The sequence below is a fragment of the Bacteroides bouchesdurhonensis genome (assembly GCF_900155865.1).
GTDB lineage: Bacteria > Bacteroidota > Bacteroidia > Bacteroidales > Bacteroidaceae > Bacteroides > Bacteroides bouchesdurhonensis.
Genome location: NZ_LT707006.1, coordinates 1,949,110 through 1,961,459 on the forward strand (window position 1 = coordinate 1,949,110; position 12,350 = coordinate 1,961,459).

The following is a 12,350-nucleotide window of genomic DNA, read 5'->3' on the forward strand; positions in this document are numbered from 1 at the left end:
GAATATGATGAAGAAATTAATAGTATGTATAATGCTGTTCGCCTGTTGGGCGTGTGTGGACGACACAACGAATGAGAACTTTGATACACTTAATGATGTTGTCATTGAGGGGATCAAAGATGAATATACCGATGTGTATGTAGACAATTTATTTAGTATTCATCCTACACTAAAAACCACATTGAATACGGAAGCTGATCTGAGATTCTTCTGGATTACTTATGATAAATCTACTCGTTATGAAGCGGATACACTTTCCAAAGAAAAGAATTTGGATGTGGTGATTCGTTTGACTCCGGGTGAACATACGATGAAGTTCAAAGCTGTAAGCACAGTGACGAAAATCTATTATGAGAAAGAGTTTACTGTAAATGTGGTGAATGAATTTACTAATGGATTGATGATTCTTGCAGAAACGGATGAAAAAGCTATACTTGACTTCTGGATTCCCGGTAAAGATGAGATTGTAACAGATGTTTATGGTAAACTAAATGATGGTGATGTACTGGGTACTCATCCGAAACGGGTTTATTTCAACAAATATCGGACAGATGTGACGAGTGAGGTGCTTGTAATGTGTCAAGATGGAAAGGGAGGTAAAATACTTGATAATATCACCTTAACCAAACGTCGGGATTATAAGGATATGTTTTTTGGTGTGGTTCCGGATGAAGTAGTGCCACAGGCTTATTATAAGAGTTCAATGCGTGAATATTTGGTGGATAATGGGCTGGTTTACGACCGAGCTACTAACAGTTTAACTCCGGATGTAACGGTAAAACCTAATTTAGTGGTTCAAGGTGGTACTTATGAGATTGCAGACAATGCTAATTTTATAGATGATGAAGATATGGTTGGCCGTATGGTACTTTATGATAATCAAAATACTTGTTTCTATTCTATAATTAATATAGCAACTGCTTTTCTGACGAAAGTAACTAAAACAAGTGGTTTTACATATGTCAATGGTGGTTTCTTTAATCCGGATCAGGTAGGAATGAGATGTTTGTATGCAGGTATTACTTCGCGTAGTGCGTCCGGAGATAAAGAATATCTGGGAGTGTTTGAGACTCCGGAAGGAGAGAGGCATTTATTGAAGATGGGAATTGGCTTTTATACAGATGCTACACCTTCCTCTTATTTTAAAGATTTAGGTAATGAGGTGCTTACTTGTGAGAACATCGCTACAGCTAACTCATTCACTACTTCCGCTCTTTTCTCCGGTTATTTATTTTATGTAGCTGGCAGTAAAGTTTATGTCTATAACTCGGCAAGCTCCACTGGTGGGGTAATTTATGACTTGCAAGATGATGCGGAAGAAGGTGCCCAATATGTCATTGATCATATTGAAGCGGAACGTGGTGGAAATCGTTTGTGGGTAGCATTCCGTAACAATAGTTTGTCGGAAAAGAAAGCAGGTTTCTGTGGCTTGACTGTTAATACCGATGGTGGCCTTAGTTTGAAGCGTACTGTATTCCATCCTAATTTTGCTGATCGTATTGTAGATTTTGAAAGTAAATATTGATTATGAAGAATAGATTAATAGGACTGTTGTTATGTTTGTCGGCATTTGTCTTGGTAGCGAATGCCCAGCAAATATCGTTTGTGAAGAATTGCTCTTGGGAAGACCTGAAAGCACGTGCTCAAAAAGAGGATAAACCGATTTTTGTAGATGTATATACCTCTTGGTGTGCTCCGTGTAAGAAGATGGCAGCTACAGTCTTTAAAGATCCTGAAGTAGTGGCTTATATGGATAAGAATTATATTTCTATTCAGTTGGATGCGGAAAAAGAAAAGAATCATGGTTTCTTTACTAAGTTCCGTCCGGGAGCTTATCCCTCTTTTTATTGGTTGGATAAGAACGGTCAGTTGCTGAGTACTAAAACAGGAACTATGTCCTCAGAATTATTCTTGAAATCTTGCCAGGATGCCAAGACCGGTTCATTGGGCAAACAAATAGACGAATATAATCAAAAGTGGAAGTCGGGTAATAGGGAAGATGACTTTGTCGAAAAATATTTGTTTGAGGTATTACCGCAGGTGTTTCCAGATTCGGTGCGTCCGCTCTTCAACCAGTATTTAACCGGATTATCTCCTGAAAAACTGAAAAGTCCGAGAATCGGTAAACTTTTGTGCCGTTTCACTCGTACCATTGAGAATGATAAAGTATGGTCTACTTTGTTAGAGTATAATGATGTTTATTCGTCTGAACTTGATAAATCTCTTGATTTTGACAGGTATATGTATATGAATCTGATACGGATACCGATGTCGGTACGGACAGAAGAGGCGAAGTACCGTTCGTACATGGATTTAATTGAGAGTAAAAACTTTCCTAATAAAGAGTTGTATATGAGCTTGATTCAAATGGAGTCTCAGATATTTGACGGTAACTATAAAGAAGCTCTCGCTCAGGCGACCGCTATTGGAGCAGCAAATGAAAAGACACGTCCTTATCTGTATCGGGAAATGATCTATACTTTTATTATTGGCAAGTTTTTTGTTGAAACCTATACTCCTTCCAATGAAGAAAAGCAAGCTATCATAGCCTTGGCGGAAAAGGCATTTGAACTTACCCCTTCAAAGAGTACAGTTTCTTATTTGGCTGCCGCCTATGCGAGAAGTGGTGATTATAAAAAGGCTTATGAGACATTGGCTATATTGCCTTTCCAAGGAGAGCCGACTTTGAGTAATGCTGTCTATGGTTTGTTGAATTTGCCTCGAAGAAGATAGTTTGAAAGATTGATTGTAGATTTGAGTAAGGCAGTTTCATCCAGCCCCCCCTTCCCCCATGTACTGTTTTACCCAATCTGTGTAAGCCAACTCATTCGTAAAGAATGGTTGGCTTACTTTTTGGGTGGAATCAGTGGTTTGACTGAATAGGTTTTAGATGTTTTATCTTTCCATCATTGAATCTGGAATTTAATTATTCTTCAATAATCATGCGGAAACCAACGTTAAACACTCTCTGATATGGGTAATAACCTTTACGTGAGTAGGAGGTGGAGAACTTCGGACGTTCGATATACGAACCTCCACGTACGGTCTTATATTCGGAAGATGATTTCGTTGTTTCTTTATAAGGATAAGGTAAATAGTCGGAGCGTGTCCACTCTGCAACATTTCCATGCATACAATACAGACCGAATGGATTTGCTTCGTAAACCTTTCCGCCAACTTGAACCAGATTCCCGTCATCGACACTTTCTTCTTTTGGTAGGAAAGTGTAATACTGGTACCAGAAATCAGATTTAGACATAGGTTGCGGGTCTATACCCGAAACGGCTAACAACAATGTTGTCTTATCAGCCATATTGTCCTTTTTGCCAAAATCTGTATGTAAGTCACCATACCAGAAATCCTGGTCGCTACCGGCACGACAGGCCCATTCCCATTGTGCTTCGGTAGGAAGAGTGATTTTCAGACCGGTTTTCTCACTCAGTTTTTGGCAGTATTCCATTGCATCGTTATAGCTGATACGGATGACAGGTTGTTCCGGTTTATTGGCCGGATAACCTTGAACGACATGGTCTTTCCACTGTTGGTCCACAAAACGGCTGTCATGTTCCGGGAAAATAACCCGGTATTGTTCGTTCGTTGTTTCCAGTTCTGCCATCCAAAATGCTTTCTTTATTTTTACTTTACTGGTAGGACGGGCGTCCGGTTCACCGTTGTTATTTCCCATAACAAATTCACCTGCAGGAATACGGACGAAAGTAATTTCCACTCCCGGAGCTATCTCAACGACTTTACGTGTTTCTTTCTCATCAGCCAGCATGGCTTTCACCTTGTCTCTATCAAATGGCCATCCTTGGATTTTGATCTCTTTTTCTTTCCGATTCACTTCCTTTTCAGGCATTACAGGAGTGATCGTACCTTGTTTCTTTAAATATTCGGCATATTCGGTGATTTCTTTCTTCCAGTCTACGCCGGAACCGCCTGCATATTTATTATTCAGTTCTATACGACGTTCCACTTGGTCAAATCCTTTGTATGGAAAATACTTCAATACGTTTGCGTTGAAATATCCCTTGTCCGGCGCGTTATAGTCAATCCAGTTATAGAGTGTCTTCCATTCTTTGTCTGTCAGTTTTACGTTGTAATGCCCCTTCTTCAGGAGTCGAACTAATTCGCTTGTATTGGGATGATACTCATAAGGTTGCAAAACTACCATATCTCCTTCACCTCCTTGACGGTGCACGTATGGATGTAGATTTAAATAAGAAGTACCGTATCCCTTTGGGTCTTTTTTCCCGCCACGTAAATCAAACGCTTTCCCTTCTCCGGTGTGGCAGGCAATACATGCTCTGTCCAAGATGGGTTGTACTTCCAGATCGAAAGTAAAGGATCGTTGTCCACCTTCCGGTAAAGTAAGGGAAGACGGGGCTTTCTGTGAAGCGATGACTCGTTTGGGAATAGGAATCTGATTTTGATTTTCATGGCAACCTACGCAAGATACAATCTCACCCGGTTGTCCGGTTATCCAGCTACGCATCCACTGAATAGCTACTCCTTCTTTATCCAATGGCTGAATGGAAATAGGAGTATTGGCCGGAACTTTGAAAATAACTGAACCGTCTTCTTCTACCGGAACTGTACCTAACAAGCGTTTGATATCCCATCCGGATTGTATGCCTTGCCAGTTATGATCTGATTCTGTATTGACATACGCATATTCATAAGCATGCAGGCGGAGAGATTTTACCGTTCCCCGGGGAATGCCTCTTAATCCTTCTCCTTCATAAATATCTTGAATAAAGAAGGTAGCTTCTTTATCTTCCAGTTTTACCCGGTCAGGAATGGCAGGTGGAGTCATTGTTTTACGTACCAGAATCGGACTGATATAACCTTCTCCTTCTGCCTGCATCAGGCAAGTTACATTATCATAGATATCTACCAGGTAGATTCCCCATAATGAATTAGGAGTTAGTTTGGCTGCAACCAGAAAATATTTATCGCTTAAAGGAGTCGGTTTAATGAATTGTGGCCAGACATCATTTACCAGTTCGTCTTTTATAAGTTCTTGGATCGGACGATTCCGGTGAGGTATTTCCTGGATCATGCCGGATACTCCTTTGCGCCCTTTGGTGGGGTCGAATAATATCAGACGTCCGGAGCGGGCTATGCCATGATGACCGGATATGATTCCGATAAATGCAGAACCATATCCCGGCAAAGGTTGCATGTCAAAGGTACTGTTCGGGAACATGGAACCGCTACCGTAGAGTGCTTTGTTTTCTGTTCCATCCGGATTCATGTGCATCACAATACGGGAATAATAATGTGTAAGGTCTGTGTATTCCCAGCGTGTGTACATGATGCGTCCGTTGTTCATGATAGTCGGATTCCAATTAGCGTCTTGGTCGAATGTCAGGCGGCGCATACTTTTATCTTTCGGGTTATAAAGTACCATGTTTCCTACTGCGTCGGAACCATTCACGCATGGTACTCCTTGATATCCGATATTGGAGACAGCTACAATACGGCCGTCAGGCAGATAAGTTCCATCATAGAATTCCAGATCCGGTTCTTCATTTTCTAAGAGAGGTTTACAGTCGGTTCCGTCTAGTTTGGCTTCAAATATATTCCATCGTTTATCGCTTTGTAATTGCGAAAACATGACTCTGTCTCCTTCCCAATGAAGCTTTAGGTCGGAAATGGAAGAGCCGTTGGATGGTTTATAAATACAACGTGTCTTGATGTCTTCGCGTAAATCGGAAAGTTCAACAATCTCTGCATCGAAACCTCCCCGGCGGGCTGATTCTTGATTACTCCAGTTGTTGGCTTGTGTTCCTAAATCAGGAGCCATTGCCTGACGAGCCGTCATTCCCAATTTAAAACGGGCGGCAACTATTTTATTGGTATCTAATAACGTATTTCCCAACAAGATTTTATGTTTGTATTTCAATGCTTTACGAGCATCGGCTATCGCTTGCTCCTCTCCACTATAAATACCTTGAAAGCCTTTCTTTTCAAGTCGGAATAATTCTTTCAACAAGGGTTCGTACTTATTGATGTCATATCCTGTTTGCTTTTTCATGTCGTCGAAAGCAGCTTGAACCGCGCTCACATTGAGCCATGCCAGTTCCTCTTGAATCAGGTATATTTCTTGAGCTTTATCCAATAGTTCCAAGTATTTGTGTATCTGTACATTGATATCTTTCTCATTAGCTATTTGCTTAGCTACATCGGTGTAATAGACTTTATTCTTTAATTTTTCAATTACATTCTCTACCGCTTTTCGTTCAATCGATGCATCCGGACTGATGATCCATTTCTCCATGTTTTCTACAGCCATGGATAACATTGCCATTTCATGAGGATATTGGTTCACCAATTCTTTAATGACAAGATTGGGTGCAATATTCATTGCTGAAAAATAGGCACTTCCATTGACGGATGCATCATCAATCCCGACTTCTGCTTCGAATCGGACATATTGTCCCTGAAGCGGATAGATCAATATTCCATCTGCATGACATAGGACGCCATGTTCATATTTCTTGCCGGCAATAATAATGTCGTTATCGTATATATTCTTATTTAGCTTAGGATTTCCCCAACCGGTAACGCTGTATTCATAAGAAATACTATCCAGCCAGACAGACGTACCATTGGGCTTTACCAGACGTGCATTTGCCCAGACAGCATGGTCGTAACTTGACCCGTCCGGTCCGCCGGAGGTAACAAGCACCAGTTTATCCACTCCTTTCAAATCTACCGTAAAAGGTTCGGCTTTACTCCGGTGCTTCATCCAAGTAGAAGTGATAGGCATCCCACGCTTTTTAAGCATTGTTTGTATCTCTTTTTTCGTCCTTACGGAAGCCTCGATCCATGTTTCAGCCTTCTTCTGTGAGGGATTGGCGTAACCTACGAAAGAGATAAGCAAAAGAAGTGATAATAAATAAAATCTATTCATGTGGCAAATGATAAAGTATTATGTCTTGTTATAAAGAAGCTATCGGGTTGGTGAAACGCAAGCCATCATTATCATGGTAACACGCCCATTCGCTGACAACCGCACCTTCGGGGCCCGCCATCATAAAATGATAGGTTTCTAATGCTTTTAAGCGAAGTACGTCACCCACTTTTTGGATCACATAGTTTTTGCTTTTGATAGGACCATGACTAGCTGCAATGGTTGGAGCTTTGGGTGTTTCATCTCCTATTTCTGAGAAGTTATAAACCCATCCTTTTTCTACCATCCATGATTCATGTTTGGCTGGAAAATTAGTTGCTACGTGTGCATGTTCAGGAATCATCTGGCCGGGCAATAGATAAATGGCATGGGCGAAGTATTTATATTCTGGATCGTTTACCCAGAAAATACCACCCATCCCTACGTGTTCAAAATCTCCCAAACCAAAGTCTGTTACCCATATGTCTTTAGCCATTAGTTCTGTAAATGGTACTCCATAATAAGCAAACATGTCTTTCATGGCTTCTATGGCAACATCCTGCTGAAATTCGCCGTTTTTATAGTAGTCGGCGTTTGTGTACTTTTTTAGATACTTCATATTCTTTAGTGTTTAAAAATTTAGTGGTTGTTTTACTGATTAATATCGTTTATAGTGAGTTCACATATTCGGTCAATGCTTCTATGTCTTTTTCGGATATCTTCTTGGAAATGCCATGCTTATGTACTTCGAAGACTTCTTTCATTGTTGCTGCACGCCCGTCAAAAAGATAAGGAGCCGTACGCCATACTTCACGTAGGGTAGGAGTATCCCAACCTTTTTCGAACTCAATGTCGTCACCGATTCGATGCATTTTCATGTCTGTATAATAACTGCCGCTATGGCATTCCCCACATTGTAACCGATCAAATACTTCCTTTCCTGTTTGGGCTTTCTCCGATAGCTTTCCATTAATCAGGTAAGGACTGGAAACAGGGCGAAGTGACTTTAAATAGGCATCCACACAGACTGCATCTTCCTCTGATATGTCATAAAACTGGATAAAGTTAAAACCGGCTCTTACAGCACGTTCTGCATGTTCGCGAATGCCGGAAATCATGTTAGGGGGAGTTACGTGACTGAATAATAAACTTTTGCAGTTCTTTGGATTACCTATCCCATCATTCATCAAGTCCCAATTCATACCGTCGGTGCGCGCATCTCCCGGATGACAACCATTGCAACTCTGCCAATTTTGGAAACAATGTGACGCATCATTGAAATAACGTTCACCTTTATTTTCTAAACTTTCTTCACGTCCGGGATTCATTTCTACGGTCATCAACTGATGGGTATGGATGTCCATCATATTTAAAATATCAGCAAAATAGGTGGGAAGAATCAATCTGGTATCTGTCAGAACCATACTACGGGGGCCGTTTCCCTGTAAAGGTATACGTTTCCGTATGCCATAAAGGAATGTCAAGTCGTAATCTAATGCAGACTTATCGGGATAATTCAAAAACTTATTCAGCATTGCTTTATGGTTGATAACGCTTACCTCATGCGTGCCGGAGTGGGAGATAAAGATTGATTGGTCATTGCAAGCGATACTCCAGATACCTGCTGCTCCACGTTCCGGTTCGTCCACAACCACAGCTCCCAGAAATTCTTGCTTAGCAACGTCTATAATACTAAAAGCACTGGTATTCATCCATCCTTGTTGCAGCTGGGAAGTTGGTACTGTGAACCGTCCGAGATTATGGGAGACATAGATATATTTTCCATCCGGAGTAATGCAAATTCCACGCAAAGCGTTGCTACCGTTCGCTAACTGGATATCTTTTACTTTAGTAAATCGGTCTGCTTTTATCACAGTAATACATGCTGCTACATAATTGACGTCAGCTCGTTGTGCAGGTAGGAAGTTTGTGACATACAGATATTTACCATCTTTACTTAATACAGCTGACTTAGGTTCCCGTAATACATTTACGGTCGCTACTACTTCTTTTTTCTCTATATCGACTTTAGATACTGTATTTTGAAATTGATTACATACATAAATATACTTTTTATCCGAACTCAACAAAGGATAACAAGCTCCCGAACCGGTTATAATTGACTTCTCAACTTTACCTGATTCTGAAGATAGTATCTGTAAACGTCCTATGGTTTCAAAAGTTGTTACGTATATTTTGTTACCGTCCGATAAGATTCCTGTTGGCGTATCATCCAACTGAAAAGAATGTATGAGCGTTTTTCCATCCGGAGAAAAGATATCTACCTTTTTAGTTCCTTTTTCTGCAATCAACAATTCACCTTTTTCATTTACGGCAATGCTTGTTGGAAACAGGGGGGAAGTTCCGGCCGAAAGAAAAGCGATATTGGAAAAAATAAGGCAAATCAGCCATATGTATCTTAATGTACCTTTATACTTATTTCTCATAATAATATCTTGTGTTAACGTTTACTGTATCCTAACTCTTCCGAAATCTCCAATGCAATTTTCTTGATACAAGCCGCTGAAGAACGAATCACTTCTTTTGATAAACGGTCTTTTGGGCCGGAAATCCAGATTGCCCCACAAGGATAGCCTATATAATTAAATATGGGAGAACCGATGCAAATCACTCCGGTGAGCTCTTCTTCATTGTCTATGGCATATCCATGTTTGCGTACTATTTCTAATTCTTTTAAATACTCCTCAGGTGAGGTGATGGTCCGGTCATTATAACGTGTAAATTCCATATAGGATAAATATCGGTCTCGAACATTATTGGGAAGATAAGCCATGATTGCTTTTCCCGGAGCGGAGCAATGCAATTCAAAAGGTTTTCCCGGTGAGAGGACGAAACGAAAAGTGTGGTTTCCTTGTGCCTGTTCAATGAAGATTCCATTCTTTTCTCCCAATACTCCAAAGCAAGATGTTTCTTGTACTTCATCTCTTAAATCACGTAAACGTGGTAGAACAGTTTCCAATAAATTGTGCTCATTCAACGACCGAAACCCCAGTGTCAGTAATTTCCTGGACAACTTATAGCGTTTTGTGTCATCATGATAAATCAGATAATCCAACCGGACCAATGTACTCAAAATACGATAAGCTGTGGTTTGAGAAATATCAAGAACGGATTTAATCTCTTGAAGGGTTTCTCCCCGAGGACAAAGGGACAGATATTCAAGTATGGCAATCCCTTTTTCTAAGTTTGGAACCTTATAATTTTCTTTTGGTTTTTTCATATTTGGAATTGTATTTTTCATATTTGAAATATTGTTTCAGATTTGAATCAAATATAAGGGCGAGTAGATAAAAACAAGAGAGAGAGATGCAAAAAGATATTAAATATGTCGTAGAGCATAAAATGAAGCTATATCAGAATGCCGGTTATTAGTTGTGATATAACTTCATTTATCTTTCAGTTATTCCATTTATCTTATTTGATCATTTATTATATATGATTTTAAGTTTGGGTTTATGAAAGAGAATGTTTTTTATTCGTGATGATAAGGTCCCCCATTCAGGATGGTCATTGCCCGATAAATCTGCTCTACAAAGATCAGTCGGATCATCTGATGCGAAAAGGTCATCTTCGACATTGAAATCTTTTCATGCGCTGCTTGATATACCTTTTCAGAGAAACCATAAGGTCCTCCGATGATAAATACCAGTCGTTTGTTTACTGTATTCATCTTTCGTTTCATGTAATCGGCAAACTCAATGGAACGCATCTCTTTGCCATGTTCGTCAAGTAGTACAATGACGTCTCCCGGTTGCAAAGCTTTAAGAATCAGTTCACCTTCTTTCTCTTTTTGTTGGTCCATGGAAAGATTCTTTGTGTTTTTTAGTTCAGGAATCACCTCCATGTCGAACGAAAGGAAATATTTCGTCCGTTGAATATAGTCATCTATAGCAGTAATAAAATGTTTTTCTACGGTTCGTCCCACGACGAGCAGAGTTGTTTTCATGCGTCTGTTATTAGGATTACAGCACAAAAATAGGCATTTTTTATGTTATTCTGCAATTAATGCTTACCTTTGCCTATCATTAGGTGAAAGTTTAATGCTTAAACTTCAACCAAAAAGCTTGGATTTATGAAGAAACGAGTGCTTTTAGGAATGACCGCTTTGCTTCTTTCAATCTCATTGCTTATGGCACAGGAGGTACCGGAAGGCGTGATAACGGCATTTAAGAGAGGTAGTTCGAAAGAGCTCAGTAAGTATATGGGAGACAAGGTAAACCTGGTGTTCCAAGGTCGCTCGACAAACCTTGACAAGCAGAAAGCTACAGCTATGATGCAGGATTTCTTTACTGAAAATAAAGTCAATGGCTTCACTGTAAATCATCAGGGAAAACGGGATGAATCGAGTTTTATAGTTGGTACGTTAGCTACGTCTAAGGGGAAATTTCGTGTGAACTGCTTCCTGAAGAAAATGAAAGATCAATATTTAATTCATCAAATAAGGATTGAAAAAATCAATGAATAAGGAAAAAGAACTGATCGACAAACTGATCGATCTTGCTTTTGCAGAAGATATTGGCGATGGTGATCATACCACGCTTTCGTGTATTCCCGATACTGCTATGGGGAAATCTAAACTTTTGATTAAAGAGGCGGGTGTATTGGCCGGAATTGAAGTTGCCAAAGAAATTTTCAACCGCTTTGACCCTACAATGAAGGTTGAAGTATTTATCAATGACGGAACTGAAGTAAAGCCGGGTGATGTAGCAATGGTAGTGGAAGGTAAAGTGCAGTCACTGCTTCAAACGGAACGCCTGATGTTGAATGTTATGCAGCGTATGAGCGGAATTGCCACGATGACTCGTAAGTATGCCGAGCAGTTGGAGGGTACTCATACAAGAGTGCTGGATACTCGTAAAACAACTCCGGGAATGCGTATTCTTGAAAAGATGGCAGTGAAGATTGGTGGTGGGGTGAATCACCGTATCGGTTTATTTGATATGATTTTGCTAAAGGATAATCATGTGGATTTTGCAGGTGGCATTGATAAAGCGATTACTCGTGCGAAAGACTATTGTAAGGCAAAGGGTAAAGACCTGAAAATAGAAATTGAAGTTCGTAACTTTGATGAACTGCAACAAGTACTCGACTTGGGTGGTGTGGATCGTATCATGTTTGATAACTTCACTCCTGAAATGACGAAAAAAGCAGTAGAAATGGTAGCAGGTAAATATGAAACCGAATCTTCCGGGGGTATTACTTTCGATACACTTCGTGATTATGCCGAATGTGGTGTAGACTTTATATCCGTAGGTGCTTTGACTCATTCTGTGAAAGGACTTGATATGAGTTTTAAGGCATGCTAAACGTTTTTAGAGTGATTATCAGCATGTAGCTGAAATATAAAAGGATAGTTGAAACCTTTCTCTATCTCTTTCTCCTTGGGAGAGGGGCGGAGAAAGGTTTCTTTTTTTATTCTTTAACACTTCTC

The 12,350-nt window shown here is 40.1% G+C and carries 8 protein-coding genes and 1 pseudogene; 4 read left to right on the forward strand and 5 right to left on the reverse strand.

All coding sequences use genetic code 11. The features are described from left to right. Positions 1-4 precede the first annotated feature (4 nt). Complete coding sequence (locus tag CZ225_RS07840) at positions 5-1,525, forward strand: PKD-like family lipoprotein (protein WP_083714608.1); 1,521 nt, start codon at positions 5-7, stop codon at positions 1,523-1,525. Positions 1,526-1,527: 2 nt separating this feature from the next. Further along, positions 1,528-2,733 (forward strand): thioredoxin family protein, encoded by a 1,206-nt coding sequence (locus CZ225_RS07845; protein WP_077153664.1) that lies wholly within the window; start codon positions 1,528-1,530, stop codon positions 2,731-2,733. 193 nt (positions 2,734-2,926) lie between these two features. Here CZ225_RS07845 and CZ225_RS07850 read toward each other — a convergent pair whose 3' ends face one another. The 5 genes and pseudogenes from CZ225_RS07850 to rlmH all read right to left on the reverse strand — a co-directional run bounded on the left by CZ225_RS07850 (position 2,927) and on the right by rlmH (position 10,865). Then, entirely contained in the window at positions 2,927-6,919 is a 3,993-nt protein-coding gene (locus CZ225_RS07850; RefSeq protein WP_077153665.1) for an SUMF1/EgtB/PvdO family nonheme iron enzyme, read from the reverse strand. 28 nt (positions 6,920-6,947) lie between these two features. Then, positions 6,948-7,523: pseudogene (locus tag CZ225_RS07855) on the reverse strand (hypothetical protein); the annotation flags it as partial. 43 nt (positions 7,524-7,566) lie between these two features. Then, positions 7,567-9,345 (reverse strand): YncE family protein, encoded by a 1,779-nt coding sequence (locus CZ225_RS07860; RefSeq protein ID WP_077153667.1) that lies wholly within the window; start codon positions 9,343-9,345, stop codon positions 7,567-7,569. A 14-nt stretch (positions 9,346-9,359) separates the two neighbouring features. Then, positions 9,360-10,160: an IclR family transcriptional regulator gene (locus CZ225_RS07865; protein WP_077153668.1), complete on the reverse strand. Its 801-nt coding sequence runs from the start codon at positions 10,158-10,160 to the stop codon at positions 9,360-9,362. 231 nt (positions 10,161-10,391) lie between these two features. Next, complete coding sequence (gene rlmH, locus CZ225_RS07870) at positions 10,392-10,865, reverse strand: 23S rRNA (pseudouridine(1915)-N(3))-methyltransferase RlmH (RefSeq protein ID WP_077153669.1); 474 nt, start codon at positions 10,863-10,865, stop codon at positions 10,392-10,394. Between the two features lie 126 nt (positions 10,866-10,991). On the opposite strand from rlmH, the gene CZ225_RS07875 reads away from it, so the two are divergent. Both CZ225_RS07875 and nadC read left to right on the forward strand, forming a co-directional pair. Then, complete coding sequence (locus tag CZ225_RS07875) at positions 10,992-11,384, forward strand: DUF4783 domain-containing protein (protein WP_077153670.1); 393 nt, start codon at positions 10,992-10,994, stop codon at positions 11,382-11,384. Beyond that, complete coding sequence (gene nadC, locus CZ225_RS07880) at positions 11,377-12,225, forward strand: carboxylating nicotinate-nucleotide diphosphorylase (protein ID WP_077153671.1); 849 nt, start codon at positions 11,377-11,379, stop codon at positions 12,223-12,225. Before CZ225_RS07875 ends, nadC begins: the two co-directional genes overlap by 8 nt. The last annotated feature ends 125 nt before the right edge of the window (positions 12,226-12,350 follow it).

What these genes read in the sequence shown, in the direction of transcription:
- rlmH (WP_077153669.1), bottom strand. Translation starts at nt 10,865, where the DNA reads ATGAAAACAACTCTGCTCGTCGTGGGACGAACCGTAGAAAAACATTTT.
- CZ225_RS07845 (WP_077153664.1), top strand. Translation starts at nt 1,528, where the DNA reads ATGAAGAATAGATTAATAGGACTGTTGTTATGTTTGTCGGCATTTGTC.
- CZ225_RS07840 (WP_083714608.1), top strand. Translation starts at nt 5, where the DNA reads ATGATGAAGAAATTAATAGTATGTATAATGCTGTTCGCCTGTTGGGCG.
- CZ225_RS07860 (WP_077153667.1), bottom strand. Translation starts at nt 9,345, where the DNA reads ATGAGAAATAAGTATAAAGGTACATTAAGATACATATGGCTGATTTGC.
- nadC (WP_077153671.1), top strand. Translation starts at nt 11,377, where the DNA reads ATGAATAAGGAAAAAGAACTGATCGACAAACTGATCGATCTTGCTTTT.
- CZ225_RS07865 (WP_077153668.1), bottom strand. Translation starts at nt 10,160, where the DNA reads ATGAAAAATACAATTCCAAATATGAAAAAACCAAAAGAAAATTATAAG.
- CZ225_RS07850 (WP_077153665.1), bottom strand. Translation starts at nt 6,919, where the DNA reads ATGAATAGATTTTATTTATTATCACTTCTTTTGCTTATCTCTTTCGTA.
- CZ225_RS07875 (WP_077153670.1), top strand. Translation starts at nt 10,992, where the DNA reads ATGAAGAAACGAGTGCTTTTAGGAATGACCGCTTTGCTTCTTTCAATC.